Origin of the sequence: Streptomyces cadmiisoli (genome assembly GCF_003261055.1) — a bacterium.
Classification (GTDB): domain Bacteria; phylum Actinomycetota; class Actinomycetes; order Streptomycetales; family Streptomycetaceae; genus Streptomyces; species Streptomyces cadmiisoli.
Window position 1 is genome coordinate 1987086 of the sequence record NZ_CP030073.1, and the last position, 25913, is coordinate 2012998.

Here is a 25913-nt window from a genome sequence, read left to right on the forward strand (position 1 = left end):
TCACTCCTTCGCTGGGTTCGCCGGGTTCGCGCGGTCGGCCGCCGCGGATGCGGACAGCAGCAGGCGGGCGTCCCGGTCGGGTCGCACGAGCAGCGCCGCGAGCAGGGCCCCGCCGATCAGCAGGCAGGCGGCCAGGTCGAAGGCCCGGCCGTAGCCGACGCCCGGGTCCGGCGCGGCGTCGATGATCCGCCCCGTGACGTACGGGGCGAGCAGGCTGGACAGGGACGCGAGGGCGTACGACAGTCCGAGGGCGGCGCCGCGCCGGTCGGCCGGGCAGATGTCGGCGATCGCCGCGTTGGTGAGCGGTGTCTGCCCGTTGCCCGCGGAGAACGCGAGCACCAGCAGGGGCAGCAGCGCGACGGGACCGACCCGGGTGGTGAGCAGCATGCACACCCCGGCGAGCAGCGGCAGCAGGGCACCGAGGAGGCCCTGCGCGACGCGGGCGGTGCACCCCGCGCGCAGCAGCCGGTGCGCGACGACGCCCGCGGTGAGGACGAGTACGGCCATGGCGAGGGCGGGCAGGCCGACGGTCGCGCTGATCCGCGCGGCGCTGAAGCCGGCCCGTTCCTCCAGGAAGAGGGGCAGCCAGGCGAAGCCGAGGGCGAGGGTCCACAGGACGGCGAAGGTGGAGAGCGTGGCGCCCAGCCAGGTGCCGGTGGTGACGATGCGTCGCAGCGGTACGCGCACGCGTGCTGGGGGCCGGTCGGCCACGTCGGGTCCGAGCCGCACCGTGTACGGCCCGCCGCCGCCCAGCCGCAGCCACGCGGCGGCCCACAGCACTCCCGCCGCCCCGAGCAGTCCGAAGGCGGCGCGCCAGCCGAGGGTGTCGGTGACCAGGAGCACCAGCGGGGCGGCCAGGACGGTGCCGCCCGCGCCGCCGGCCACGACGACGGCCGAGGGCAGGGCGCGCCGCTTCTCGGGGTACCAGGTGAAGGCGGTGTGGTTGGCGAGCGGATAGCCCGGCCCCTCGCCCGCCCCGAGCACCACGCGGGTGGCGACGAGGGCGCCGAATCCGGCGGCCGGCAGCAGGATCGGCAGTTGCGCCGCCGCCCACACCAGGGCGAGCGCGGCGAGCAGGGGCCGGGGGCGGATGCGGTCGCCCAGGTGGCCGACGAGGCCGGCGGAGAGGCTGAACAGCAGGTAGAAGCTGCCGGCGACGGTGCCGAACTCGGTCGCGCTGAGCCCCAGTTCCTCCTTGACGGGGCCGGCGGTGAGCCCGAGGACGGCCTTGTCGGCGGCGTTGATGACGATGAACAGCGCCAGCAGGACCAGAACGGTGCGGGCCCGGGGGCCGGTTCCGTCGGAGGCGGGCGGCCCGGTGGGGGCCTGCACGGTCATGCGCGGGTCCGCCGCTCGGCGTACCGGCTGCCGCTGTCGACGACTTGCCTGGGCTTCATCCGGGCCCCCTTCGCCCCGAACCGGGCTCCGGGCCGTGTGTCCGGCGCGCAGCCACAGCGGAACGGAACAGGCCCGTTCCGTTCGCCGGGAACGTACACCCGCCCCGGACGGAACGCAACCGTTCCGTCCGGTGTTAGTCTCCGGCGGTGGACACGACCGGCCGAAACGCTCTCGATCCCCGTAGACCCACGGGCTCCGCGGTGTTGCGGGAGTCCGTGACCGAGACGATCCGGCGGGCGGTGTTCGAGGAACTGGCCGAGACCGGGTACGCCCGGATGTCGATGGAGGCCGTGACCCGCCGGGCCCGGGTCGGCAAGGCCGCGCTCTACCGCCGCTGGCCCGCCAAGGAGGCGATGGTGGTGGAGCTGGTCTCCGAGGCCGCCGCCGCCCATCTGCCGGCCGGCGCGGGCTCGGGTTCGCTGCGCGCCGACGTCGAACGGTTCGTCCGCGACACCATGGCCGATCTGCGCCATCCCCTGGTCGGCCGGATCGTTCCGGACCTGGTCGCCGAATCGGCCCGCAACCCCTCCCTGCGCGAGGCCCTCCACCGGGCGGTCCTCGCCCCGCGGCGCGCCGCGGTGGCGGAGCTGCTGCGGCAGGCGGTGGACCGCGGGGAACTGTCCGCCGACCTCGACATGGGCCTGGCCGTGGACCTGTTCGGCGCCCCGCTGTACTTCCGGATGCTCGCGGTCGGCGGCCCGACCGACGACGCCTACGTCACCCGTCTGACGCACGCGGTGCTGGCGGCGCTGGCTTCGAGCCGTTAGCCGCCGCCGCGGACGACGAACTGCCGTGTTTTGTCACGCGGATGCGTAGACGCGCCGTACGGGATGCACCTACGGTCTCCGGGCAGCCAAGCCCTGGAGTACCGGATGCGCCGTAGCTCCTCGCCCCTGTCCCTGGTCCTGCTGGGCCTCGGGGTCTTCCTGCTCGTCCTCGCGCCGATGCTCGCGTGGTACGTCAAACCACGCGCGGCGGTGAACCCGGTCGACATCGACGTGACCGCGGTCTACACCGGCACGGGCAGCTATTTCGACGTCGAAGAGACCGAGACGCTGCGCGACCGGCGGATCACGGTCACGCAGCGGGTGCGTGGCGACGTCGGCGACAGCGAGCGCAGTGGGAACGCGGTGTGGGACGTGGTCACCACGGTCGACACCGAGAAGTCCCTGCCCGCCGCCGATCCGCACGACGCGCTGGACTTCTCCACCGCCCGCTGGGTCACCGACCGCAGGAGCAACCGTCCGGCGCACTGCTGCCGGGAGCAGCCGTACCACGAGGGCGAGGCCTATCTGAAGTTCCCCTTCGACGTGCAGAAGCGCTCCTACCGCTGGTGGGACAGCCAGCTCGGCGCGACCGTCACCCTCGGCTACCGGGGCACCGAGAAGGTCCGCGGCTACCAGGGGTACGTCTTCACGGGCACCGTTCCGCCGACCAGGGTCGGCGTCCGGCAGGTGCCGGGAGCGCTGGTCGGGCGCCCGGAGGCGTCGCAGGTGTTCGCCGAGGAGTGGTACTCCAACCACGGCATCAAGCTGATCATCGACCAGGCCACCGGCCGCGTGCTGTACGCCCAGTTGGGCCCCCGCCAGACGCTGCGCGCGCCGGGCGCGAAGAAGGACGCGGTGGTGCTCCTCGACGTGCGGAAGCTGAGCCACACCGCGGCGACCCAGAAGTTCGCGGTCGGCAAGGCCGAGGAGGACAGCGCGCGGCTGCGGGCCGTCGGAACCACGGTGCCGATCACCGCGGCGGCCGCGGGCTTCGCCCTCGCGGTCGTGGGCGCCGTCCTGGTCGTGCGGGGGCGGACGCGTCCCGAGGAGGAGTGACGCGCCGGCGGCGGTGCGAACGGGCTGCTCGTCCCGCCCGCACCGTCGGCGTGCGGGCCGTCAGGCGCCGCAGGACCTCAGGAACTTCCGGGTGCGGACCGCGATCGGCAGCGGCTTGTCCGGCTCGCACGGGTACATGTCCTGCTCGACGATCGCGAACAGGTCGACGCCCAGGCCCTGGGCCGCCGCCAGCACCGGCTCCAGCGCGGGCACCCCGGTGGGGGGTTCGCACATCACGCCGCGCTGCACGGCCGGCCCGAACGGCACCTCGTTCGCGACGACGTCGGCGAGGATCGCCGGGTCGACCTGCTTGAGGTGCAGATAGCCGATGCGCTCGCCGTACGTCTCGATCAGCTTGACGCTGTCGCCGCCGCAGTAGGCGTAGTGCCCGGTGTCCAGGCAGAGGTTGACCAGCCCGGCGTCGGTGGAGTCGAGGAAGCGCTCGACATGGGTCTCGGTGTCGATGTGGGTGTCGGCGTGCGGGTGGACCACGATGTCCAGGCCGTACGTCTCCTTCACCTCGTGTCCGAGGCGTTCCATGCCCTTGGTCAGGTGGGACCACTGCTCGGTGGTGAGCTCCGGCGCCTCCAGGATCTCGGCGGTCTTGTCGTCGCGCCAGAAGGAGGGGATCACCACCAGGTGCTTCGCGCCCATCGCCTGGGTGAGGGCGGCGACCTGGCCGACGTGCTCCCAGGTGGCGTCCCAGACGGAGGGGCCGCGGTGCAGTCCCGTGAAGACCGTGCCCGCGGAGACCTTCAGGCCGCGCCGGCCGACCTCGTCGGTGAGCCGGGCCGGGTCGGTCGGCAGATATCCGTACGGGCCCAGCTCGATCCACGGGTAGCCGGCTTCGGCGACCTCGTCCAGGAAGCGTTCCCAGGGCACCTGCTGGGGGTCGTCGGGGAACCAGACGCCCCACGAGTCGGGCGCCGAGCCCACCCGGATGCGGTCGAGATGGGGGGCGGTTGCCATGATCAGGGGGTCCCTTCGGGAGGTGCGGTGGATGCCTTCACGGGCGCCTGGAGTTCGTCCGCCTCGGGAAGCTCCTCCACGTCGACGCCGCGTACCTGGGCCAGTTCGTGCTTGAGGGCGGCGAGTTCGGCGCCGCCTGCCATGTGGTTGGTGAGTTCCTCCAGGCTGATCTCGCTGCGCTCGGCGGACAGTTCGAGGGTGCCGAGGCGCAGGACGCTGAAGTGGTCGCCGACCATGTAGGCGTGGTGCGGGTTGTGGGTGATGAAGATGACGCCGAGGCCGCGGTCGCGGGCGGCGGCGATGTACTTCAGCACCACACCGGACTGCTTGACGCCGAGGGCGGCGGTGGGCTCGTCCAGGATGAGGACTCGGGCGCCGAAGTAGACGGCCCGGGCGATGGCCACGCACTGGCGCTGACCGCCGGAGAGGGTGCCGATGGGCTGTTCCAGATCGTCCAGGACGATGCCCATGTTGCGCAGTTCCTCGTCGGCGGTGCGCTTCATCCGGGGGATGTCGAGACGGCGCACGGGCCAAGGGCCCTTGGTCATCTCGGAGCCGAGGAAGAAGTTGCGCCAGACCGGCATGAGGGGGACGGTGGCGAGGTCCTGGTAGACGGTGGCGATACCGCGGTCCAGGGCCTCGCGCGGGGTGGTGAAGCGCACCGGCTCGCCGTCGACGAGGACCTCGCCCTCGGTGTGCTGGTGCAGCCCCGAGACGATCTTGATCAGGGTGGACTTGCCGGCGCCGTTGTCGCCGAGCACACAGGTGACCTTGCCGGGGTGGACGGCCAGGTCGACGCCGTGCAGGGCCCGGATGTTGCCGTACGACTTGCCGGCGCCGCGCAGTTCGACGACGGGCCGGTCCGGGCCGGGGGCGGCGTCCGCCGGGACGCTCTCGTCGGTGCCGTTGGCGGTTGTCATTGCGTCACCTCCGGGTCGCCGTGCGACTGACCCACAGATTGATGAGGACGGCCCCGAGCAGCATCACACCGAGGAAGGCCTTGAACCAGTCGGGGTTCCATCCGGCGTAGACGATGCCCTGGTTCACCATGCCGAACATGAAGGCGCCGAAGACCGGGCCGATGGCCGAGCCGTAGCCGCCGGTGAGCAGGCAGCCGCCGATCACGGCCGCGGCGATGAAGATCAGCTCCTGGCCGACGCCCTCGCCGGACTGCACGGTGTTGAAGGAGAACAACTGGTGCATGCCGACGAACCAGGCCCCGAAGCCGACCAGCATGAACAGGGTGATCTTGGTGAAGGTCACCGGGACGCCGACCGCGCGGGCGCTGTCCTGGTTGCCGCCGACCGCGAAGATCCAGTTGCCGTACTTGGTGCGCAGCAGCACCCAGGTCGCCAGCGCCGCGAACACCAGCCACCACACCACGGTGATCTTCACCTGGACGCCGCCGACGTCGAAGGACGAGGCGAAGATCGCCCTGGCCCCTTCGAAGCCGTCCATGTTGCTGATGTCGTCGGTCGCGACGTTGCCGGTGACCAGCTTGGTGATGGCGAGATTGACACCCTGGAGGATCAGGAAGGTCCCCAGGGTCACCAGGAAGCTCGGCAGTCCCGTTCTCACCAGCAGCCAGCCGTTGAACGCGCCGATGCCGAGCGACACCACGAGCGCGACGATCACGCCCATCCAGACGTTCAGGGTGAGCTGGTAGCTGAGCATGCTCGCGGTGAGCGCCGAGGTGATCACGGCGACGCCGGCCGACAGGTCGAACTCGCCGCCGATCATCAGCAGCGCGACCGGCAGAGCCATGATCCCGATGGTCGACGCCTGGTAGAGCACCGTGGCCATCGAGTTGCCCTGGCGGACCGTGGGCGCGGCGATCAGGAAGAAGACGAGCACGGCCGCGGCGCCGAGGAAGACGCCCACCTCGGGCCGGGCGAGCAGCCGCAGCGCCAGGGGGCGTTCCCGGGTGCGCCCGTCGGCCCGGGGGCCGGGCGCCGACGGCGGGGACACCGTCGGCGCAGCCTGTTGGGTCATACCCATCACCGGGTGCCCTTCGCGGCGAACCCGGCGACCGCCTCGACGTTGGCCTTGTCGACGAACGCCGGTCCGGTCAGCACCGGCTGCTCACCACCGCCGCTGTAGTTGCCGTTGTTCTTGTAGAGCCACAGGGAGTCGACGGCGAGGTAGCCCTGGAGGTAGGGCTGCTGGTCGACGGCGAACTGGATGTCGCCGCCCTGGATGGCGCTGGTCAGGTCCTTGTTGAGGTCGAAGGTGGCGACCTTGGCCTTGCTGCCCGCCTCGGACACCGACTGCACCGCGGTCAGCGCGAACGGGGCGCCGAGCGCGACGACGTAGTCGAGGGAGCTGTCCTGCCGCAGCTTGGCGGTGATCGTCGACTTCACCGAGGGCATGTCGGTGCCGTTGACGTTGAGGATCTGCGTGGTGCCGGAGAAGGTCTTCTTCACTCCGTCGCAGCGCTGTGTGAGGCCGATGTTGCCCTGTTCCTGGATCACGCAGACGGCGTTCTTCGCGCCCTCCTCGTTGAGCCGCTTGCCCAGCGCCTCGCCGGCCACGGTCTCGTCCTGCCCGAAGAACTCCAGCAGGCCGAGGTCCCGCCAGTCGCTGACCCCGGAGTTGAGGCCGACCACGGGTATGTTCGCCTGCGCCGCCTTGCCGATGACGTCCTTGAGGGCGTCCGGCTTGGCGAGGGTGACCGCGATGCCGTCGACCTTCTGGTCGATCGCGTTCTGCACCAGGTTGGCCTGGTTGCCGGCGACGGGGTCGGCGGAGTAGACGAGTTCGACGTTGTCCTTGGCCGCCGCGGCCTCGGCCCCCTTGCGCACGATGTCCCAGAAGGTGTCGCCGGGCGCCTGGTGGGTGACGAGCGCGACCGTCATACGGGGCGTGTCGGCCTTGCCCGCCGAGGCGCCGTCCGCTCCCTCCTCGGCCTTCTTGCCGCCGGAGCTGCTGGAGCAGCCGGCGAGGACCAGGGCAGCCGCCGCTGCCACGGCCAGGGCGGGGATCATTCTGCGAGAGCGGTCCATCTTTCCTGCACCTCACTGTGCGCCGGTGGAAAGCCTGTGTTTGGGACCGGATCCAATCCTTTGGCGCCGCCACTGTCAATACTTTGTTAAGACATCATTTCACAATCAGGTCAGAATGTAAGTACAAAGTGCTACGGTGAGCGGCGGGAGGGATGCCATGACCAGTACTGCCTCCGGGCTCGCCGCCATACACTTCGCGCTCGATCGCACCAGCCCCGTTCCGCTCTACCACCAGCTCGCACAGCAACTGGAGGCCGCGGTCGAACGCGGCGTCCTCGCCCCCGGCGACCGCCTCGGCAACGAGGTCGACCTGTCCGTGCGCCTCGGCCTGTCCCGCCCCACGGTCCGGCAGGCCATCCAATCACTGGTCGACAAGGGACTGCTGGTGCGCCGCCGGGGCGTCGGCACCCAGGTGGTCCACAGCCAGGTCAGGCGCCCGCTGAAACTCAGCAGCCTCCACGACGACCTGGAGGAGGCGGGCCAGCACCCCACCACGCGCGTGCTGCGGGGCGAGACGGTGCCGGCCCCGCCGGACGTCGCCGCCGCGCTCGGCGTCGGCGAGGGCAGCGAGGTCACCGTCCTGGAACGGCTGCGGTGCGCGCACGGCGTGCCGGTGGCCTTCCTCGTCAACCACCTGCCCGCCGACCTGATCCGGCTCGACACGGCCGCGCTCGAATCCACCGGCCTGTACCGGATGATGCGCTCCGCCGGCATCACCCTGCACAGCGCCCGCCAGTCCGTCGGCGCCCGCCGCGCCACCGCCGAGGAGGGGGACCTCCTCCAGGAGGCGGAGGGCGCCGCACTCCTGACGATGCGGCGCACCGCCTACGACGACACGGGCCGGGCCGTGGAGTACGGCACGCACATCTACCGCGCGTCCCGGTACGCCTTCGACTTCCAGCTCCTGGTCAGACCCTGACATCGACGGCCGGCGCCGGCCGTGCGCTTCGGGTCAGGGGGCCGCGTTCACTTGGCGAACGGCCCGTCGAGGGCAGCCCACTGCAACAGCATGATGGTCTTGGCGTCCGCGATCTCGCCCGTGCGGATCATCTCCAGGGCCCGGCGGAAGGGCAGTTCGAGGATCTCGATGTCCTCGCCCTCCTCGTCCAGTCCGCCGCCCTCGTGGGTGCGGGTCGAGGGGCCGTAGGCCGCGGCGTGGAAGCTGACGCGCTCGGTGACCGACCCCGGGCTCATGTAGACGTCGAAGACGTGCTCGACGGCGCCGATGGTGTGGCCGGTCTCCTCGACCACCTCGCGCCGCACCGCCTCCTCCGGGTGCTCGTCATCGTCGTCGAGCAGCCCGCCCGGCGTCTCGACCAGCATCCCGTCCGGATGGCCGTTGACGTACACCGGGAAGCGGAACTGGCGGGTCAGCAGCACGGTTTCGCGTTCCGCGTCGTACAGCAGCACGGTGGCCCCGTTGCCGCGGTCGTGCGTCTCGCGCTCCTGGGTGCTCCAGGTGCCGTCGGCGTGCCGGAAGTCGAAGGTCGTGGTGCGTTCGACGTACCAGTGGCTGGACAGGAGCCGGACGTCGCGGACCTTCACACGCGGGTTGCCGGTCAGGTCCCGTCCCGTGCGGTCCAGGCCGGTGCGGCCGCGGCGGTCGGGGGTGTCGATGCCTGCTGTGGTCATGCCCCGCTTCTACCATCCGGCCGTCCCCGGACAACGGAAGAGGGGCCATCGAAGATGACCCCTCGCCCTACCGTCGGGACGACAGGATTTGAACCTGCGACCCCTTGACCCCCAGTCAAGTGCGCTACCAAGCTGCGCCACGTCCCGGTGCGTGTCTTCGCGGTGAACCGCGTGACATGCGCAGAGAACTTTACCCCACACCTTCGGGTGCGCCGAAGCCGGGCCGGGGCGCGACAATCGTCGTATGGGCAGTGCATCGCGAGGACGGCCGGCCGGGGCACGGGACCGGGACGGCGAGGGCCGGGCGCGCAACGCCCGCCCGCGGGACGGGCTCGGGCGGCCGTTGCCGTACGGCGCGGACGGGGTGGCGCGGCAGCCCGAGGGGGTCGCGCGCACGCCGGGGGAGACGGTCGACGAGGCGCAGGCGCTGCTGGACGAGGGCAAGCCGTTCCACGCCCACGAGGTGTTCGAGGACGCCTGGAAGTCGGGGCCCGAGCAGGACCGCGAACTGTGGCGGGGCCTCGCCCAGCTCGCGGTGGGGCTCACCCACGCGGCCCGGGGCAACGCCACCGGCGGTGCGCGGCTGCTGCGGCGCGGTGCGGGCGCCGTCGAGGAGTGGGCGGCGCGGGCCGGGCGGCGGCAGCCGTACGAGCTGGATCTGGCGGGGCTCGTGGCCTGGGCGCGCGAACTGGCCGACGTGGTCGCGGGCGGCGGCACCGTGGTGGCGCGGGAGCGGGCGCCCCGGCTGCGCGGAGTGTGACCGCGGGCGACGGTCCGCCGACCGCGGCGCCGGTGCCGTGCGGCAGACTCGGGGCGTGCGAAAGATTCATGTCATCGGTATCGGAGCGGGCGACCCCGACCAGCTGACCCTCCAGGCGGTCCGGGCGCTGCGCGGCACGGACGTGTTCTTCCTGCTCGACAAGGGCGAGGTGAAGTCCGACCTCACGGGGCTGCGCCGGGACCTGCTGGAGGCGCACGTGCCGCGGGGGACCTACCGCGTGGTGGAGGCGCGCGACCCGGAGCGGGACCGCTCCGCGGGCGGCGCGGCGTACTCACCGGCCGTCGGCGACTGGCGCACCGCCCGCGCCGGCATCTACGAGCGGCTGATCGCCGAGGACCTGGGCGAGGACGAGACCGGCGCGTTCCTCGTGTGGGGGGACCCCGCGCTCTACGACAGCACGCTCGGCATCCTGGAGGAGGTCCTCGACCGGGGCACGGTGACCTTCGAGTACGACGTGGTGCCGGGCATCAGCAGTGTGTCGGCCCTCGTCGCGCGCCATCGCACGGGACTGAACCGGGTCGCCCGTCCGGTGCAGATCACCACCGGCCGGCGGCTCGCCGAGGGCTTTCCCGAGGGCGTGGACGACGTGGTGGTGATGCTGGACGCCGGGCAGGCCTTCCGGCAGTACGCCGACCAGGACATCGACATCTACTGGGGCGCCTACATCGGCACCCCCGACGAGATCCTCGCCCACGGGCCGATCGCCGAGACGGCGCCCCGCATCGAGCGGTTGCGGGCCGAGGCGCGCGAACGCAAGGGCTGGATCATGGACACGTACCTGCTGCGACGCCATCCGCGCCGGCCGTAGCGGCGGCGCGCCGCCGGGTCCGCGCGGCACCGGGGCGGTGACGCGGCGCCGGGTCCGCGCGGCGCCGGGGCGATGAGGCGGCGCCTTTCTTGCGCTGCTCGCCCGCGTCGCGTCGGCTGCCGGACACCGGAGCGTCACGCCGGGCGGGCACGTTTCGGCCGTCCCCACCTGCCTCGCCTTGCATCCGTCCGCCCCGCACCTCCCGGGCGCGATGCGGAAGGACGACGTACGCCGTGTCCCTGCTTCGCGCCTCCGCTCCCCCCGGGCCGCTCCCCGCCACCGTCCGCGCACCCTCCGCCGCCCGCCTGACCCGGCACGCGCTCGCCCTGCTCCCGCTGCTGGCCATCGGGGCGTGGGCCGCGGTGGACTGGCGCACCGTGCGCGACGGGGCGGCCCGTCTGGGATCCGCCGACCCGGGATGGCTGCTCGCCGCCCTCTTCTTCACCTGCCTGGGCTGGGTGGCCGCCGCGCTGGTACGGCAGGGCGCCCTGCCGGAACGCCTCCCGCCGGGGCTGCTGCTGGCCTCGCAGTTCGCCGCCGGCGCCGCCAACCACGTGCTGCCGGCCGGTCTCGGCGCGCACGCCGTGACACTGCGCTTCCTGCAGAGCCGGGGCATACCCCTGGCCCGGGGCACCACGTCGCTCGCCCTGTACTCGCTGGTCAAGCCGGTCGCCAAGAGCATCGTGCTGCTGGTGTTCCTGGTGGCCTTCCCCGGCATGCTGAACCTCGGTGAACTCGTCCCGGACGACGGCACGCTGCTCCTGGTCGCCGTGGGCGCGACGGTCGCCGTCGCCATGACCGCCGCGCTGCTCGCGATGATCCGTGCGGTGCGCACCCCGGCGCTCGGCTTCCTGCGCACCGCGCTGACCGACGCCCGGATCCTGCACACCCGGCCCAGCCGGGTGCTCGCCCTGTGGGGTGGGGCGGCCGCCACCCCGCTGCTTCAGGGAAGCGTGATCGCCACCGTGGGGTTCTCGCTGGGGCTGCCGCTGTCCTGGGCGCAGGTGGTGTTCGCGCTGCTGATCGCGAGCACCGCGGTGGGGGCCGTGCCCGCGCCCGGCGGGATCGGGCCGGTGGACGCGGCGATGGTGTTCACGATGGCCGCGTTCGGCGCCCCGGTGGGACTGGCCACGGCCACGATCATCGGCTACCGCGTGGTCACCGTGTGGATACCGCTGCTGCCGGGGGCGCTGGTGCTGTCGGCCCTGGTGCACCGCAAGGTGCTCTGATCCGTCGTCATGCCCTGAGCCGAAGTCATACCCTGAGCGGGCGTCATGCCCGGGGCCGGCATCATGCTCTGAACCGTCGTCAGCCGAGGCCCAGTACGGCGAGGGCGCCGGGTACGTCGGGCACGACGACCGCGCCCTCCGGCAGCGGGGGGCGTTCGACGATCACGACGGGCAGGGCGAGTTCGCGGGCCGCGGTGAGCTTGGCGGCGGTGGCGGCTCCCCCGCTGTCCTTGGTGACCAGCACGTCGATCCGGTGCTCGCGCAGCAGCGCCGACTCACCGGCCACGGTGAACGGGCCCCGGGCCAGCAGGACTTCGGTGTCCGGCGGCATCGGCGGGTCGGGCGGTTCCACCGAGCGGACGACGAAGTGGGGTCCGGTCAGATGGGCGAAGGCGGCGAGCCCCAGCCGGCCCGTGGTGAGCAGCACACGGCTGCCGAGCCGTGGCAGCAGTTCGGCCGCCCCGCGCAATGAGGCGACCGGGTGCCATTCGTCCCCGGGCACCGGCCGCCAGCCCGGCCGACGCAGCACCACGGCCGGGACCGCGGCCAGCGCGGCGGCCCGTGCCGCGTTCGCCGTGATCTTCTCGGCGAAGGGGTGGGTGGCGTCGACGACGGCTGTCACCCGGTGCGCGCGCAGCCACTCGGCCAGGCCCTCCGCGCCGCCGAAGCCCCCGATCCGTACCTCGCCGGCCACCGCGCCCGGCCGGCTCACCCGGCCCGCCAGCGACGTCGTGACCCGCAGACCCGGACGCACCGCCAGCTCGCCGGCCAGTTCGCGAGCCTCGGCGGTCCCACCGAGCACCAGGACGTGAGGAACCATGCGGTCGAGCGTACGGACCGGCGAACCGGGAGGGGGTGCCGGGTGTGTACGGCCGGACCGGCCGGGCCGGGCGTCTGCGGCGCCGACCTGGCTCGGCAGCCCCGGCGCCGGCAGGGCTCCGCGTCTCCGACCCCGGAACGGCGGGGCGCCAACGGCCCCGGCGGTGCGCGGCGCCCGGCGCCGACGGCCGGATCCGACGGGCCCTCGCCTCGCCGGCCCCGGCCGGGCTCGGCCTCGCCCGGCCCGCAGGCGGCGGGCCGCGCCATGCCACGGCTCCCGTCGCGGGAGGATCCGCCCGGGGTGCGGGATCCATGGCTATCGTCCTGACATGGACTCAGTGCGAGCCGTCCTCATCGACATCGACGGTGTCCTCACCGTCTCCTGGCAGCCGCTGCCGGGCACGGTCGAGGCCCTTCGCCGGATCCGGGACGCCGGGCTGCCCGTCGCCCTGGTGACCAACACGACGTCCCGTACGCGCGCCTCGATCGCCCGGACGCTCGCCGGGGCGGGCTTCCCGGTGGCCGCCGAGGACATCCTCACCGCGCCCGCCGTGACCGCCGCGCATCTGACGGCGCACCTGCCCCGCGCACGCTGCGCGCTGCTGAACCACGGTGACATCGCGGAGGACCTCGACGGCATCACCCTCGTCGGCCTCGACGCCCCGGACACGGCCTCGGACTCGGACACCGCCCCGGACACGGCCTCGGACGCCGCCGTGGACGCCGTCGTGGTCGGCGGCGCCGGACCCGAGTTCGGGTACGAGGCGATGAACGCCGCCTTCGGGCATCTGCAACGCGGGGCGCGGCTGGTGGCCATGCACCGCAACCTGTACTGGCGCACGGACCGAGGGCTGCAACTGGACTCCGGGGCGTTCCTCGCCGGGCTGGAGGCGGCGGCCGGCACCGAGGCCGAGGTCACCGGCAAGCCGTCTCCGGCCTTCTTCGAAGCGGCCCTGGGCCACCTCGGCGCCGCGGCGGGCGAGGCGGGCGAGGCGGTGATGGTGGGCGACGACATCGAGTCCGACGTCCTCGCGGCGCAGCGGACCGGGATCACCGGAGTGCTCGTCCGGACCGGCAAGTACCTGCCGCGAACCCACGAGGCCGCGAGCGGCACGCCCGACCACGTGATCGACTCCTTCGCGGACCTGCCGGCGCTGCTGGGGCTGAAACCCGTCTGACCGTTCCCGCCCGCCTCGCCGTCCCGGACCGCCGCCGGGGCCGCGGCAACTCGTGCGACGGGTTCAGCGCAGCAGCAGTTGGACGCCGCCCACCACGGTCGCCGCGATCACCAGTTGCTCGAACAGCCTCTGGTTGATCCGGTTCACGGCCCACTTGCCGATCAGCGCGCCGGGGACGACGAACACCACGAGCGCCGCGTCGAGCAGCAGCGAGCGGCTGTCGATCAGGCCGAGGCCGGCGCTGAAGGGCACCTTGGACACGTTGACGATCAGGAAGAAGAACGCCGACGTCCCCAGGAAGCCCAGCTTCCGGAAGCCCGCCGACAGCAGGTACATCGACATCACCGGCCCGCCGGCGTTGGCGACCATCGTGGTGAAGCCGCCCAGGACTCCGTACGAACGGGCCTTGATCCGGCCCGCGCGACTCGTCACCGGCTCCGGTTCCCGCCGCTCCGCGGCCGAGCGCCGGCGCCACATGGTGACGCCCGCCATCAGCAGCAGGATCGCGCCGATCGAGGTCCGTACGACCTCGTCGTCGGCCCACACCAGGAACAGCGTGCCGACCACCACCCCGGCGGCGACGGCCGGGAACAGTCGCCACAGGGTGGGCCAGTGGGCGTGCCGCCGATAGGTGAGCACCGCCAGTACGTCCCCGGCGATGAGGATCGGCAGCAGTACGCCGGTGGAGGCCCGGGCGGGCAGCACCGCCGCGAAGACGGCGAGACTGACCGTGTTCGCCCCGCTCACGGCGGTCTTGGAGAAGCCGACGAGAAGCGCCGCGAAAGCGAGCGCGACGAACTCCCAGCCGGTGATGTGCCACAACGTCATCGTGTCCATGCGGACACCGATGCTATGCGCATGCATGTGGTGGCCGTAAGGACCGTCTCGCAGAGTGGCCGTGGCACCCGCCGCGGCGGACCGGGGACGGCCCGGCGAACGCGATCCCCTGACCGGCGACGTTCGCCCGTCGGCGAACGTCGCCCCCCGCGGCCTTAGGGCCGTTCCACGAGCAGGGCGCTGCCCTGCCCGACGCCGACGCACATCGTCGCGAGCCCTCGGCTCGCGCCCGTGCGGCGCATGCGGTGCAGCAGCGTGGTGAGGATGCGCGCGCCCGAGCAGCCCAGCGGGTGGCCGAGGGCGATCGCTCCACCGCTCGGATTGACCAGGTCCGCGTCGATGCCGAGGCCGTCCACGCAGGCGAGGGCCTGCGCGGCGAACGCCTCGTTGAACTCGGCCTCCTCGATGTCGTCGACGCTCCAGCCGACCCGCGTCAGCGCCTTGCGGGTGGCGGGGACGGGCCCGATGCCCATGACGTCCGGATGGACACCGGCCGAGGCGCCGGCCACGTACCGGCCCAGCGACTCCAGTCCCAGCTCCTCCAGGACGTCCTCGGCGACCAGCAGCAGGCCGGCGGCGCCGTCGTTCATCGGCGAGGCGTTGCCCGCGGTGACGGTGCCGCCCTCTCGGAAGACCGGCCTCAGGCGGGCGAGCTTCTCGTAGGAGGTGTCCTCGCGGACGCACTCGTCGCTGTCGACGACCACACCGTCCGGCCGCTCCACGGGCAGGATCTCGTCGTCGAAGTGGCCGTTCTTGCGGGCCAGGGCGGCGCGTCGGTGGCTGCGCAGCGCGAACTCGTCCTGGCGTTCGCGTGTGATCCCGTACCGCTCGGCGACCTCCTCCGCGGTCTCGCCCATGGAGAGCAGACCGTGCAGGTCCTTCATCGCCGGGTTGACCAGCCGCCAGCCGAGCCGGGTGTCGACGGTCTCCATGCGGTGCGGCAGGGCCTCGTCGGGGCGGGGCAGCACGAACGGTGCGCGGCTCATCGACTCGGAACCGCCGGCCAGCACGACGTCGGCATCACCGGCGGCGATGGTGCGGGCGGCGGTGGTCACGGCCTCCAGACCGGAGGCGCACAGGCGGTTGACCGTGGCGCCGGGGACGGTCTCGGGGAGTCCGGCGAGCAGGGCGGCCATCCGGGCCACGTTGCGGTTGTCCTCGCCCGCCTGGTTGGCGGCGCCCCAGTAGACGTCGTCGATGCGGTCCGGGGCGAGGGCCGGGACGTCGGCGACCAGTCGGCGGATCACGTGCGCCGCGAGGTCGTCGGGCCGCACGCCGGCGAGGGCACCGCGCAGCTTGCCGATGGGGGTGCGGCGGGCGGCCGCGAAGTGGACGGGACGCACGACAGGACTCCTGACCGACTGACCGACTCACCGGCGTGGCTCGATGAGCTGCGCCGGGACGGCCGGCGCGGCAGCGTTAATTAGCGCTGCTAGTTTTGGACTATAGTCTGCCCACCGCCCCCTGGGAAGATCCCCGGGCGGCTTCACCCATGCGGCGCGGGTGTCGCCCACCGGGGCGGCAGGGGGGCCGGCCCGCCACCCCGACGAGACGTCCGGCGTCGACAACCGCCGCGCCGGTCACCGTGTTTGCACCGGTTCGCCCCGGGCACCCGCGCCGCCATGAAGTGGTTGCGGCAAGCGGCCTGCACGGGTGAGGACCCCGAACTGTTCTTCCCCGTGGGCACGACGGGACCCGCGCTCCGGGACATCGCGGCCGCCAAACGCGTCTGCGCCGGCTGCCCGGTGGTCACCGAGTGTCTGCACTACGCGCTGCGCAGCGGGCAGACGTCGGGTGTGTGGGGCGGGACCGACGAGCACGAACGCGCCGGGCTGCTCCGGGCAGCCGGGACGTCCGGGTACGACACGAGAAGGAGAAGCACGCCATGACCGTGATGAGGAACACCCTGTCCGACGACGCGCGCCGCGTTGCCTGCGACGCGCTCCAGGAGACCTGGTGGACCTCCTCGGGCTGTCGCTGACCGGGAAGCAGGCGCACCGGAACGTCCTGGGTCCGCGGTTCCGCTCGGTCCACCTCCAGCTCGACGAGGTGGTCTCGGCCGCCCGCGGCTTCGCCGACACGGTGGCGGAGCGCTCCGCGGCACCGGGCGTCCCGCCGGACGGCCGTCCCGAGACCGTCGGTACCGCGTTCTCGCTGCCCGGACCGAAGAGCGGCCGGCTGCGCGACGCCGACGTCGTCCAGCTGATGGCTGAGGCCCTGGAGGAGGCCGTCGGGCGGCTGCGCACACGCGTCGAGGCGACCGGGACGCCCGATCCCGTGACCCAGGACCTGCTCATCGGTATCACCGCCGAGCTGGAGGAGCAGCGGTGGATGTTCGACGCGGAGAACTTCCCGCGCGGCACCTGACACCGCGCCCGGCCGGCACCCGCCCGCCTACGGGGTCCCCTGTTCTCGGCCCAGCCGGCTCAGCGCGGCCGACACCAGGGTCAGGACACCGGGGACGAGCACCGAGGGATCGGGGGCGAACAGCGGGCTGTGGTTGCCCGGCACGTTGCCGAGCCGTTCCAGCAGCCCGTCGCCCGGCGCGGCCTCCCAGACGCCCGGGGGCGTGGTGGTGACGTACCAGTAGTCGTACGGCACGCCCTTCGGCGCGAGCAGGGAGAAGTCCTCGCTGCCCGTCGCCGGACCGAAGTCGAACACCGTGTCCGTACCGAACAGTTCGCGGTGCACTGCGGCGACCTCCCGGTCGAGCGCGGCGTCGTTGACGGTGTTCGGACAGCTCGACACCACCGTGACCTCGGGCGGCTCCGGGCAGCCCGCGGCCCGGCACTCTCCCGTCACCACGCGGCGGACGGCGGCGAGGACGCGCTCGCGCACCTGCGGGTCCTGCGTACGCACGTTCAGCGCCAGGTGCGCCTCGGCGGGGATCACGTTGTGCCGCGTACCGGCGTGGAACTGCCCCACCGTCAGCACCGCCGACTGGGCCGCCGCGACCTCCCGGGAGACGACCGACTGGAGCCGGGTCACGATGTACGCGCCGGTCACCACCGGGTCGACCGTCGACTCCGGGCGCGATCCATGGCCGCCGCGGCCGTGCACGACGACGTCGATGTCGTCGGAGGCGGACATCATCAGGCCGGGGGTGTGCGGGTAGAAGCCGGCCGGACCCGGCGCGGCGTGCTGGCCGAACAGCACGTCGGGCCGCGGGAAACGCTCGTGCGCCCCGTCCGCCACCATGGCCGCCGCTCCCCCGCCGGACTCCTCGGCCGGCTGCCCGACCACCACGAGCGTGCCCGACCAGGTCCCACGGCCGGCGGCGAGAGCCTCCGCGGCGCCGATCAGCCAGGTGACGTGCAGGTCGTGCCCGCAGGCGTGCATCACCCCGTCCACCACGGAGGCGTACTCGAGGCCGGTGGCCTCCCGCACGGGCAGGGCGTCCATGTCGCCGCGCAGCCAGACGACCGGCCCGTCCCCGTTGGCGAGCACACCCACCACACCGGTGCGGCCGACGCCCTCGGTCACCTCGAAGCCGCCCGCGCGCAGCCGTGCGGCGAGCCGGGCGGCCGTGCGGTGCTCCTGGAAGGCGAGCTCGGGATGGCGGTGCAGGTCCCGGTAGAGGTCCGACAGGTGGTCCGCCTTCAGCCCGGCGGTGATGTCCCGGGTCAGGCGCGCCGTGGCGGCGGGCTCGCTCATGCTGCGTCTCCTGCGTCGTCGGCACGCTCGCGGTCGGGCGCCGCGTGCGGGAGCGTGAGGGTCTCGCGGTACCCATCCTGCCCCGCGACGGCCCCGCCCCGCCCGGTCCTGCCCCATGACCGGCTCGCCCCGCCCTGCCGGTGACGGCCCCGCCCCCGCCCCGTCCGGCCCGCGCGGGGGCGCCACCGGCCCGAGGCCACGCGCCGGTTCACCCGGTGGGGTGACCGGCGCGGTGCGATGACCGGCACGACGGGCGAGGTCCCCGAAGGGACCTCTCGCACGGCGTCACCTCGGCCCGAACGGCGCCCCGCGCGGCCCGTCGGCGGCCGTCCCGGCGCACCCGGTGATCATGACCATGGGTCCACGGCCGGTACGCTGTGGCAGCTGCGGCATCCCCCCACCATCACCCGCGAACTCGCGGTGAGTTGCGGCCGGCGGCGTCGAGACGTCACACAGCATGAGGATGTAACACAGGTGCTCATAGCGGGCCGGTACCGGCTGCACGATCGGATCGGGCAAGGCGCGATGGGAGAGGTGTGGCGGGCGTACGACGAAACGCTCGGCAGACCGGTCGCCGTCAAGCTGCTGCTCCCCCAGGATTCCGACCCCACGGCCGTCTCCCGGTTCCGTCTGGAGGCGCAGACGGCCGGGCGGCTGCACCACCCTTGCGTGGTGGGCGTCCTGGACTTCGGTGACCACGAGAGCCGGCTGTTCCTGGTGATGGAGCTGGTCGACGGCGACAGCCTGGCCGGCCTGCTCGCCGGGTCCGGGCCGCAGCCCGCCGACCGGGTGGCCCGCATCGCCGCGCACGCCGCCGCCGGCCTCTTCGCCGCCCATCAGCAGGGCATCGTCCACCGCGACATCAAACCGGCCAATCTGCTCCTGGACGCGGACGGCACCCTGAAGATCGGCGACTTCGGCATCGCCCGTTTCCTGGACGATCCGGCCGCCGCGCTCACCGCCACCGGCCAGATCGTCGGCACCAGCCTCTACCTCGCGCCGGAGCGCGCGCTCGGGCAGCCCGCGGGCCCGGCGAGCGACGTCTACTCGCTGGGCTGCGTGCTCTACCAACTGCTCACCGGACGTCCGCCGTTCCAGGCCGACACCGCGATCGCCATCCTGCACCAGCACCTGGACGCCGTCCCCGTACCGCCCCGGCAGCTCGGCGCGGACGTCCCGCCCGCCTTCGAGAGCTATCTGCTCGGCCTGCTGGCCAAGCAGCCCGAGCACCGTCCGGGCGCGGACCGGGTCGCCGACTGGTTCGCCTCCGGCGCATGGCAGGGCCGCCCCGAGCCGCTGCCCCCCGCCGCGCCGACTCCGGCGCCCGCGCCCGCTCCGGTGGCGCCGCGCACCGACGCCGGGACCGGCCCGGCGACCACCTATGTGCTGCCGTCCTCGTCCCGGCGCGCACGCCGCGCCGTCCCGGCCGCGCGGCGGGGCCGGCCCGGCGCCCGCGAACTGGTCGGACACCGGCCCCGGGTGGTCGCCGCGGCCGGCGGGGTGGTGCTGTTCGTGACGGCGATGCTCATCGGCATGGCGTGGTTCTCACCCGACAACACCTCGACGGAGAAGTCCCAGCACGACCCGCCCGGCACCTCCGGCCCCGTCGCGACGCCGGGCACCGGCGAGGCGGACACGAGTCGGACGCCCGCCGTCGTCGCGGAGCCCTCGGCACCGGCCCCGTCCACCGGCGAAGAGCGGCCCGGCGACCGGCGGGATCCCCGCGGGAACGACAAGGAGCGGGGGTCGCGCGGCGACGACGACAACGAGGACGACGACGACTGAGTCCCGGACGGCCGGCGGGATCAGGCGTCGGGGGCGGTCAGCCCCAGCAGACGGGTGATCGTGCGCAGCACGCCGTCGTCGTTGTTGGACGGGGCCAGGTGCCGGGCCCGGCGTACGACCTCGGGGTGGGCGTTGGCCATGGCGAAGGACCACTCGGCGGTGTCGAGCATCTCCAGGTCGTTGAGGTAGTCGCCGAAGACCAGGGTCTGCGCGGGCGTGACGCCGAGCTCTCGCTGGAGGCGGCGGACGGCCGCGCCCTTGTTGGCGGTGCGGTTCATGACGTCGACCCAGTGCTCACCGGAGACGACGACCTGGTGCGTGCCGGAGAAGCGCTCCATGGCCGGTGCCGTGGCCCGTTCGACGGGACCGAAGTCGTGGAGGGCGACCTTCAGGACGTCGTCGCCGACGGCGGTGACGTCGTCGACGGTCCGGTGTTCGACGTAGTACCTGCGCACTTCGGCGAGGAAGGCCTCGTCGGTCCGCTCCACGTACGCGGCGCGCTTGCCGCAGACGACGGCCCCCACGTCCACGCCGCCGGCCGCGAGCCGCCGCACCTCGTCGACGATCTCGGTGACGACGGCGCGGTCCAGTGTGTCCGAGCTCAGCTCCACACCGTCGCGCACGACATAGGTGCCGTTCTCCGCTATGAACGCCATCCCCTGTGCCGCCGGGGCGAACTCGCGGGCCAGCGTGGCGTACTGGCGGCCGCTCGCGGGACTGAAGTGCACCCCGCGCTCACGCAGCCGGTCCAGGACCTCCCACAGTCCGTCCGGTGCCCGTTTGTCGTCGTCCAGCAGGGTGCCGTCCATGTCCGTGACCACGAGCCTGATGTCGACGGGGGCGGTGGCCGCGGGCCCGGACGCGGTGGGCAGGGGCGAGTGGGAGTAGGGCATGTCCTGTTTCCTGTGGCCGGCGGACGGGGAGTTCCGTCGCGGCGCGACGTGACGTTTCCGTGAACGGCTGTCCACCCTACCGGGGCGGTCGGGAGCCTCCACGGGGTCGGCCGCTCCGATTCCCGGGACGCCGTGTTCATGATCACGGCACAATGACGACGACGAAGGCGGTCCGGTCGAGGAGAGGACGAGACGTGAGCGAGGCCCCCACCCCCGCGGAGGGAACGTCACGGCTGAACACGGGTGTGGCGCACAACGCACGGGTCTGGAACTACTGGATCGGCGGCAAGGACAACTACGAGGTCGACCACCGGGTCGGCGACCATGTCGCCTCGATGTTCCCGCTGATCCGGGACATCGCCCGCGCGGACCGCGAGTTCCTGCGCCGGGCGGTGCGGTTCCTGGCCGAGGAGCGCGGGGTGCGGCAGTTCCTGGACATCGGCACCGGGCTGCCCACGGCGGACAACACCCATGAGATCGCCCAGCGGATCGCGCCCGATTCGCGGATCGTCTACGTCGACAACGACCCCATCGTGCTGATGCACGCCCGTACGCTGCTGACCGGCACGGCGCAGGGTGTCACCGACTACGTCGACGCGGACGTGCACGACCCCGACACCATCCTCGAACGCGCCGCGGGCACCCTGGACCTGACCCGTCCGGTCGCGGTCATGATGCTCGGCATCCTGAACTTCGTACTGGACACCGACAAGGCGCGGGACATCGCGCGCCGGGTGATGGCCGCGGTCCCCTCCGGCAGTTTCCTGGTCCTGACGCACCCCACCGACGACGCCGAGCTGGGCGGCGAGGGGCAGATCCCGGCCATGAAGTTCTGGAACGAGAACGCCACTCCGCCCATCACGGCCCGCCGCCGCGACGAGGTCGCCTCCTTCTTCGACGGGCTGGAGCTGATCGAGCCGGGGCTCGTCGCGTGCTCCGCCTGGCGTGCCGATCTCCACGCTCCCGTCGTGGTACCGCAGTTCGGCGCGGTGGCCGTGAAACCCTGACACCGGCCCGCATCCGGCGAAGCCCGCTCCAGGAGGACGTATGACCATCGCTGCCGACCCCGTCCCCGGCGGCCGTCCCGGCGATGTCGAGCGGGCCGCCGCGCTCAGCGGCGAACTGTCCGGCCGGGGCGTGCACGGGATCGTCCTGAGCTACGTCGACACCGCGGGCGTCACCCGGGTCAAGACCGTCCCCACCGCCGGACTGCCCACCGCGACGGCCTGGGGCGTCGGCATGTCACCGGTGTTCGACACGTTCCTGGCCGACGACTCCGTCGTCACCACCGATGTGCTCGGCTCGCCCGACGGCGATCTGCGCCTCTACCCCGATCTGAACCGGATCACCGTGCTCGCCGCGCAGCCCGGCTGGGCGTGGGCCCCGGTGGACCGCGTCACCCAGGAGGGGGAGCCGCACCCGGCCTGCTCCCGTACGTTCCTGCGCCGGATCGTCGCCGAGGCGGCCCGGCGGCACGGCGTCACCTTCCGGGCCGCCGTCGAGATCGAGTGGTCGCTGGGCACGGGATCCGCGCCCGACGGAGGGTTCGTACCGGCGGCGACGGGACCCGCGTACGGCGCCACCCGGCAGGTCGAGGCGAGCGACTGCCTGGCCGACCTGCTGGCGTCCTGTGCGGCGCAGGGCGTGGAGGTCGACCAGGTCCACCCCGAGTACGCGGCGGGGCAGTTCGAGATCTCGGTGGGCGCGCTGGATCCGGTGGCGGCGGCCGACCGCAGCGTGCTGGTGCGGCAGACCGTGCGCGCGGTGGCCGCACGGCACGGAATGCGGGCCTCCTTCGCCCCGGCCGTGTCCGCCGAGGGCGTCGGCAACGGCGGCCACCTCCACCTGTCCGCCTGGCGCTCCGGGGTGAACCTGCACGCCGGGGGTGTGCGCCGGTACGGCATGACTGCGGAGGCCGAGTCCTTCGCGGCCGGCATCCTCGCCCATCTGCCGGGCCTGACGGCCGTGACCGCGCCGAGCCCGGCGAGCTATCTGCGGCTCAAACCGTCGCAGTGGGCGGGGGTGTTCGCGGCCTGGGGCCGGGAGACCCGGGAGACCGCGGTCCGGATCGTCACCGGCACGGCCGGCCTGCACGATCGGGCGGCGAACCTGGAGGTCAAGCCGGTCGACCTGGCCGCGAACCCGTACCTGGCGCTCGGCTGCGTCATCGCCGCCGGTCTGGACGGCCTGGCGACGGCGGCGCCGCTGCCCGAGGAGATCACCGGCGACCCGGCGCGGCTGGACCCGGCGGAGGCCGCGGCCCGGGGCGTGCGCAGACTGCCGGTGTCGCTGGACGAGGCGGTCACGGAATTCGCCGGCGACGAACGGCTGCGGGAGGCGCTGGGACCGGTGCTGGCCGACGCCGTGGTCGCGGTGCGGCGCGGGGAGTGCGCGGCCGTCGCCGGTCTCGACGACGCCCAGGTGGCCGCGGCGTACCGCTGGGTGTACTGACATGGGCGGCACCGGCCCCGTCGAGGAGGCGCTCGCCGCGCTGCCGCTCGTGGACCACCACTGCCACGGCGTGGTCACCTCGGATCCGACGGTGCGGCGGTTCGAGTCGCTGCTCACCGAGGGCGAGGCGTGGCCGGGCTTCTCCGCCTTCGACAGCCCCGTCGGTGTCGCCGTCCGCCGGCACTGCGCCCCGCTGCTGGACCTGCCGCGGCACGCTCCCCCCGAGGAGTACCTGGCCCGCCGGGCCGAGCTGGGCGCGGCGGAGGTGAACCGGCGCATGCTGTCCGCGGCGGGCACGGAGGTGTTCTGCGTCGACACGGGGTACGCGCCCGACCGGCTCACCACACCGGCGGAACTGGCCCGGGCCGCCGGTGGCGGCGCCGTCGCGCACGAGGTCGTACGGCTGGAGGGCGTCGCCGAGGCGGTCGCGGCGGCGGGCGTCGAACCGGACGAGTACGCCGGGACGTTCCTCGCGGCGGCCCGGGAGGCGGTGGCGGCGCCCGGCGTCGTGGCGGTGAAGTCGGTGGCCGCGTACCGGACCGGATTCGATCTGGACCCGGCCCGTCCGTCGCCCGCCGAGGTCGCCGCGGCGGCCCGGCGGTGGCTGGCGCGGGGCGGCCGGCTGACGGATCCCGTCCTCGTACGGCATGTGCTGTGGACGGCCGTCGACCTCGGGCTCCCCCTCCAACTGCACACCGGGTTCGGGGACAACGACATCCGGCTGCACCGCGCGGACCCGGCCCGTCTGACCGACTGGCTGCATCTGACCGCGGGCACGATCCCGGTCCTGCTGCTGCACTGCTGGCCGTACCAGCGCCAGGCCGCGTATCTGGCGGCGGTGTTCGAGCAGGTGTACCTCGACGTCGGCCTCACCCTGCACCACGTCGGCCCGGGCCGGGCCGGGGCGGTCCTCGCCGAGGCGATGGAGATCACCCCGTTCCGCAAACTGCTGTACAGCTCCGACGCCTATGGTGTCGCCGAGTTCTTCCGACTGGGCGCGCTGGCCTTCCGGCAGGGTCTGGCCGCACTGCTGCGGGAGCGGGTCGACGCCGACGAACTGAGCCTGCCGGACGCCCTGCGCATCGCGCGGTGGGCCGGGCGGGACAACGCATGCCGGGTCTACCGGTTTTCCGACACGACCTGAAAGTATGATCAAGCAATGTCTGACATGACCGAGACCACGCCCGGTTGGCTGACGACCGACGACCTCGAGATGGCACGCGCCCGCATGCCGATCCTGTACGTCGAGGCGGTGCCCGTGCGCGTCGACGACAGCGGCGAAGTCACCAGCATCGGACTGCTGCTGCGCATCGGACCGGACGGAACGGTCAGCCGCACCCTGGTCTCCGGCCGCGTGCTGCACCACGAGCGCGTCCGTGACGCCCTGTTGCGCCATCTGGAGAAGGACCTCGGGCCCGTGGCGCTGCCCCGCGTCCCGGCCTCCCTCCAGCCGTTCACGGTCGCGGAGTACTTCCCGACGCACGGCGTCACTCCGTACCACGACCCGCGTCAGCACGCCGTGTCCCTGGCCTATGTGGTCCCGGTGACCGGCGACTGCCGTCCCCGGCAGGACGCGCTCGACCTGGTGTGGTTCAGCCCGGAGGAGGCGGCGTCGCCGGGTGTCCAGAGCGAGATGCCGGGCGGTCACGGCGTGCTGCTGAAGCAGGCCCTCGCCCACGTGGGTCTCGCGCTCTGACGGACCGCGGCGCGCACCGGGCGGCTGCGCCGCCCGGCACCGTCGTGCCCGGGGGCCGGCGCAGGGGCACCCACGGCCGCCTGCACGGCGGACGCTCGCACGACGGACGCCTGCACCGCCCGCGTCGGCCGCGGCCGGCTTCGGCAGACCGGGCGGTCGAGCTGTCGACGAATCGATCCGTCGACAGCTCGACTCGACCGGCCGGCCTGTCGATCGGCCCGCTCAGGCGGCCATCATGGCCGGCTCGTCCGCCGCGTCCAGCAGCTCGATGAGCGCGGCACGGGCCCGGTTTACCCGGGACCGCACCGTCCCGACCGGGCAGTCGCTCAGCTCGGCGACCTCGGCGTACGGCAGCCCGAGCATCTGGGTGAGGACGAACGCCTCCCGGCGCTCCTCGGGCAGCGCCGCCAACAGGTCCAGCAGGGCGATGCCGTCGTCGAAGCCGGGCAGGTCACGCGGCTGGGCCAGTTCCACGGCCAGCCGCCAGTCCGCCACGTCGCTCAGCCGCGGGCGGGCCGAGGCGTACCGGTAACTGTCGATCACCGCGCGGCGGGCGATGGACAGCAGCCAGGCACGGGCGGAGGAGCGGCCCTCGAACCGGTGCAGGCTGCCGAGCGCGCGCAGGAACGTGTCCTGCGCCAGGTCGTCCACGGCCTGGGGGTCGGCGCACAGATGGGCGACGTAGCGCAGCACGTCGCGGTGCAGGGCGCGCACGAAGTGCTCGACGGCGTCGGGGTCGCCGCTCCGGGCGGCCAGCGCCCAGGCGGTGATCGATTCGTCGGCGGTCCGGGTCCCGTGGTCCTCGGTTCCGGTGCGCGACGTCTCACGTCGCTTCTCGTGCGAGGCGGGCAGGGCAGGAGTGATCACCTGATGTCCTTCTCGGTCTTCCGGGAGCCCGGCACGGCGCACACGAGAGCGCGCGGCGACGCGGGTTCCGGCGAGTGGGGATACGGGCCGT

The 25913-nt window shown here is 73.2% G+C and carries 25 protein-coding genes, 1 tRNA gene and 1 pseudogene; 14 read left to right on the forward strand and 13 right to left on the reverse strand.

All coding sequences use genetic code 11. From position 1 onward, the window contains the following. Positions 1-1338 (reverse strand): MFS transporter, encoded by a 1338-nt coding sequence (locus DN051_RS08215; protein ID WP_112438399.1) that lies wholly within the window; start codon positions 1336-1338, stop codon positions 1-3. 275 nt (positions 1339-1613) lie between these two features. Here DN051_RS08215 and DN051_RS08220 point away from each other — a divergent pair, with 275 nt between their 5' ends. Further along, complete coding sequence (locus DN051_RS08220) at positions 1614-2165, forward strand: TetR/AcrR family transcriptional regulator (protein WP_234389031.1); 552 nt, start codon at positions 1614-1616, stop codon at positions 2163-2165. A 105-nt stretch (positions 2166-2270) separates the two neighbouring features. Then, positions 2271-3221, forward strand: coding sequence for a cell envelope lipid trafficking protein PgfA (gene pgfA / locus DN051_RS08225; protein WP_112438400.1), 951 nt, complete (start codon positions 2271-2273; stop codon positions 3219-3221). Positions 3222-3281: 60 nt separating this feature from the next. Here the strand turns inward: pgfA and DN051_RS08230 are convergent, their stop codons facing one another. Genes DN051_RS08230 through DN051_RS08245 form a run of 4 tightly spaced genes read right to left on the reverse strand, consistent with a single transcriptional unit; the run spans position 3282 to position 7192 of the window. Next, a complete protein-coding gene (locus DN051_RS08230) occupies positions 3282-4190 on the reverse strand; it encodes a sugar phosphate isomerase/epimerase family protein (protein WP_053762488.1) in 909 nt (302 codons plus the stop codon). 2 nt (positions 4191-4192) lie between these two features. Continuing rightward, complete coding sequence (locus tag DN051_RS08235) at positions 4193-5110, reverse strand: ATP-binding cassette domain-containing protein (RefSeq protein WP_053762487.1); 918 nt, start codon at positions 5108-5110, stop codon at positions 4193-4195. Between the two features lie 4 nt (positions 5111-5114). Next, positions 5115-6188, reverse strand: a complete 1074-nt coding sequence (locus tag DN051_RS08240; RefSeq protein WP_112438401.1) for an ABC transporter permease — start codon at positions 6186-6188, stop codon at positions 5115-5117. Beyond that, positions 6188-7192, reverse strand: coding sequence for a sugar ABC transporter substrate-binding protein (locus tag DN051_RS08245; RefSeq protein WP_053762485.1), 1005 nt, complete (start codon positions 7190-7192; stop codon positions 6188-6190). Before DN051_RS08245 ends, DN051_RS08240 begins: the two co-directional genes overlap by 1 nt. A gap of 157 nt (positions 7193-7349) precedes the next feature. Here DN051_RS08245 and DN051_RS08250 point away from each other — a divergent pair, with 157 nt between their 5' ends. Then, positions 7350-8111 (forward strand): GntR family transcriptional regulator, encoded by a 762-nt coding sequence (locus tag DN051_RS08250; RefSeq protein WP_112438402.1) that lies wholly within the window; start codon positions 7350-7352, stop codon positions 8109-8111. 47 nt (positions 8112-8158) lie between these two features. Here DN051_RS08250 and DN051_RS08255 read toward each other — a convergent pair whose 3' ends face one another. After that, positions 8159-8824: an NUDIX domain-containing protein gene (locus DN051_RS08255; protein ID WP_053762483.1), complete on the reverse strand. Its 666-nt coding sequence runs from the start codon at positions 8822-8824 to the stop codon at positions 8159-8161. Between the two features lie 73 nt (positions 8825-8897). Further along, positions 8898-8971: transfer RNA gene (locus DN051_RS08260), tRNA-Pro, on the reverse strand. Between the two features lie 97 nt (positions 8972-9068). On the opposite strand from DN051_RS08260, the gene DN051_RS08265 reads away from it, so the two are divergent. From DN051_RS08265 to DN051_RS08275, 3 genes are all read left to right on the forward strand, one after another. Then, complete coding sequence (locus DN051_RS08265) at positions 9069-9584, forward strand: DUF309 domain-containing protein (protein WP_112438403.1); 516 nt, start codon at positions 9069-9071, stop codon at positions 9582-9584. Positions 9585-9639: 55 nt separating this feature from the next. Beyond that, positions 9640-10413, forward strand: a complete 774-nt coding sequence (cobF, locus tag DN051_RS08270; RefSeq protein ID WP_053762481.1) for a precorrin-6A synthase (deacetylating) — start codon at positions 9640-9642, stop codon at positions 10411-10413. 233 nt (positions 10414-10646) lie between these two features. Next, positions 10647-11642, forward strand: a complete 996-nt coding sequence (locus DN051_RS08275) for a lysylphosphatidylglycerol synthase transmembrane domain-containing protein (RefSeq protein WP_112438404.1) — start codon at positions 10647-10649, stop codon at positions 11640-11642. Between the two features lie 79 nt (positions 11643-11721). Here the strand turns inward: DN051_RS08275 and DN051_RS08280 are convergent, their stop codons facing one another. Beyond that, complete coding sequence (locus tag DN051_RS08280; RefSeq protein WP_053762479.1) at positions 11722-12462, reverse strand: cobalt-precorrin-6A reductase; 741 nt, start codon at positions 12460-12462, stop codon at positions 11722-11724. A 328-nt stretch (positions 12463-12790) separates the two neighbouring features. Between DN051_RS08280 and DN051_RS08285 the strand changes: the two genes are divergently transcribed. Next, a complete protein-coding gene (locus tag DN051_RS08285; protein WP_053762478.1) occupies positions 12791-13639 on the forward strand; it encodes an HAD-IIA family hydrolase in 849 nt (282 codons plus the stop codon). A 63-nt stretch (positions 13640-13702) separates the two neighbouring features. Here DN051_RS08285 and DN051_RS08290 read toward each other — a convergent pair whose 3' ends face one another. Continuing rightward, the gene (locus DN051_RS08290; RefSeq protein ID WP_112438405.1) at positions 13703-14476 is read right to left on the reverse strand and encodes a sulfite exporter TauE/SafE family protein; all 774 of its coding nucleotides are present in this window, start codon (positions 14474-14476) and stop codon (positions 13703-13705) included. A 155-nt stretch (positions 14477-14631) separates the two neighbouring features. Then, positions 14632-15819, reverse strand: a complete 1188-nt coding sequence (locus tag DN051_RS08295; RefSeq protein WP_053762476.1) for a thiolase family protein — start codon at positions 15817-15819, stop codon at positions 14632-14634. A 279-nt stretch (positions 15820-16098) separates the two neighbouring features. On the opposite strand from DN051_RS08295, the gene DN051_RS08300 reads away from it, so the two are divergent. Together DN051_RS08300 and DN051_RS08305 are read left to right on the forward strand one after the other, a co-directional pair. Then, on the forward strand, positions 16099-16365 hold the full coding sequence (locus DN051_RS08300) for a WhiB family transcriptional regulator (protein ID WP_053762599.1): 267 nt from the start codon (positions 16099-16101) through the stop codon (positions 16363-16365). Then, positions 16362-16843 (forward strand): annotated as a pseudogene (locus DN051_RS08305) (Dps family protein). Before DN051_RS08300 ends, DN051_RS08305 begins: the two are co-directional and overlap by 4 nt. A 27-nt stretch (positions 16844-16870) precedes the next feature. Here the strand turns inward: DN051_RS08305 and DN051_RS08310 are convergent. Continuing rightward, complete coding sequence (locus tag DN051_RS08310; protein ID WP_112438406.1) at positions 16871-18130, reverse strand: amidohydrolase; 1260 nt, start codon at positions 18128-18130, stop codon at positions 16871-16873. A 474-nt stretch (positions 18131-18604) separates the two neighbouring features. Between DN051_RS08310 and DN051_RS08315 the strand changes: the two genes are divergently transcribed. After that, on the forward strand, positions 18605-19915 hold the full coding sequence (locus DN051_RS08315; protein ID WP_053762474.1) for a serine/threonine-protein kinase: 1311 nt from the start codon (positions 18605-18607) through the stop codon (positions 19913-19915). A 20-nt stretch (positions 19916-19935) separates the two neighbouring features. Here the strand turns inward: DN051_RS08315 and DN051_RS08320 are convergent, their stop codons facing one another. Next, entirely contained in the window at positions 19936-20808 is an 873-nt protein-coding gene (locus DN051_RS08320; protein WP_053762473.1) for a Cof-type HAD-IIB family hydrolase, read from the reverse strand. Between the two features lie 194 nt (positions 20809-21002). Between DN051_RS08320 and DN051_RS08325 the strand changes: the two genes are divergently transcribed. The 4 genes from DN051_RS08325 to DN051_RS08340 are packed head-to-tail and all read left to right on the forward strand — an operon-like array spanning position 21003 to position 24955. Beyond that, positions 21003-21815: an SAM-dependent methyltransferase gene (locus tag DN051_RS08325; RefSeq protein ID WP_053762472.1), complete on the forward strand. Its 813-nt coding sequence runs from the start codon at positions 21003-21005 to the stop codon at positions 21813-21815. A 40-nt stretch (positions 21816-21855) separates the two neighbouring features. After that, positions 21856-23259 carry a glutamine synthetase family protein gene (locus tag DN051_RS08330; RefSeq protein WP_112438407.1) on the forward strand — a complete coding sequence of 468 codons (1404 nt, stop codon included), beginning with the start codon at positions 21856-21858 and terminating at the stop codon, positions 23257-23259. Between the two features lies 1 nt (position 23260). Beyond that, on the forward strand, positions 23261-24403 hold the full coding sequence (locus DN051_RS08335) for an amidohydrolase family protein (protein WP_053762470.1): 1143 nt from the start codon (positions 23261-23263) through the stop codon (positions 24401-24403). Between the two features lie 24 nt (positions 24404-24427). After that, positions 24428-24955 carry an NUDIX hydrolase family protein gene (locus tag DN051_RS08340; protein WP_053762469.1) on the forward strand — a complete coding sequence of 176 codons (528 nt, stop codon included), beginning with the start codon at positions 24428-24430 and terminating at the stop codon, positions 24953-24955. 222 nt (positions 24956-25177) lie between these two features. On the opposite strand, the gene DN051_RS08345 is transcribed toward DN051_RS08340, so the two are convergent. After that, entirely contained in the window at positions 25178-25822 is a 645-nt protein-coding gene (locus DN051_RS08345; protein WP_053762468.1) for a sigma-70 family RNA polymerase sigma factor, read from the reverse strand. Positions 25823-25913 lie beyond the last annotated feature (91 nt).

Excerpts from the sequence above, each read along its gene's own strand:
- DN051_RS08230 (WP_053762488.1), bottom strand. The coding sequence starts at position 4,190 with ATGGCAACCGCCCCCCATCTCGACCGCATCCGGGTGGGCTCGGCGCCC.
- DN051_RS08300 (WP_053762599.1), top strand. The coding sequence starts at position 16,099 with ATGAAGTGGTTGCGGCAAGCGGCCTGCACGGGTGAGGACCCCGAACTG.
- DN051_RS08280 (WP_053762479.1), bottom strand. The coding sequence starts at position 12,462 with ATGGTTCCTCACGTCCTGGTGCTCGGTGGGACCGCCGAGGCTCGCGAA.
- DN051_RS08245 (WP_053762485.1), bottom strand. The coding sequence starts at position 7,192 with ATGGACCGCTCTCGCAGAATGATCCCCGCCCTGGCCGTGGCAGCGGCG.
- DN051_RS08240 (WP_112438401.1), bottom strand. The coding sequence starts at position 6,188 with ATGGGTATGACCCAACAGGCTGCGCCGACGGTGTCCCCGCCGTCGGCG.
- DN051_RS08335 (WP_053762470.1), top strand. The coding sequence starts at position 23,261 with ATGGGCGGCACCGGCCCCGTCGAGGAGGCGCTCGCCGCGCTGCCGCTC.
- DN051_RS08285 (WP_053762478.1), top strand. The coding sequence starts at position 12,791 with ATGGACTCAGTGCGAGCCGTCCTCATCGACATCGACGGTGTCCTCACC.
- DN051_RS08235 (WP_053762487.1), bottom strand. The coding sequence starts at position 5,110 with ATGACAACCGCCAACGGCACCGACGAGAGCGTCCCGGCGGACGCCGCC.
- DN051_RS08215 (WP_112438399.1), bottom strand. The coding sequence starts at position 1,338 with ATGACCGTGCAGGCCCCCACCGGGCCGCCCGCCTCCGACGGAACCGGC.
- DN051_RS08320 (WP_053762473.1), bottom strand. The coding sequence starts at position 20,808 with ATGCCCTACTCCCACTCGCCCCTGCCCACCGCGTCCGGGCCCGCGGCC.
- DN051_RS08330 (WP_112438407.1), top strand. The coding sequence starts at position 21,856 with ATGACCATCGCTGCCGACCCCGTCCCCGGCGGCCGTCCCGGCGATGTC.
- DN051_RS08250 (WP_112438402.1), top strand. The coding sequence starts at position 7,350 with ATGACCAGTACTGCCTCCGGGCTCGCCGCCATACACTTCGCGCTCGAT.
- DN051_RS08255 (WP_053762483.1), bottom strand. The coding sequence starts at position 8,824 with ATGACCACAGCAGGCATCGACACCCCCGACCGCCGCGGCCGCACCGGC.
- DN051_RS08290 (WP_112438405.1), bottom strand. The coding sequence starts at position 14,476 with ATGGACACGATGACGTTGTGGCACATCACCGGCTGGGAGTTCGTCGCG.
- DN051_RS08340 (WP_053762469.1), top strand. The coding sequence starts at position 24,428 with ATGACCGAGACCACGCCCGGTTGGCTGACGACCGACGACCTCGAGATG.
- DN051_RS08265 (WP_112438403.1), top strand. The coding sequence starts at position 9,069 with ATGGGCAGTGCATCGCGAGGACGGCCGGCCGGGGCACGGGACCGGGAC.
- pgfA (WP_112438400.1), top strand. The coding sequence starts at position 2,271 with ATGCGCCGTAGCTCCTCGCCCCTGTCCCTGGTCCTGCTGGGCCTCGGG.
- DN051_RS08310 (WP_112438406.1), bottom strand. The coding sequence starts at position 18,130 with ATGAGCGAGCCCGCCGCCACGGCGCGCCTGACCCGGGACATCACCGCC.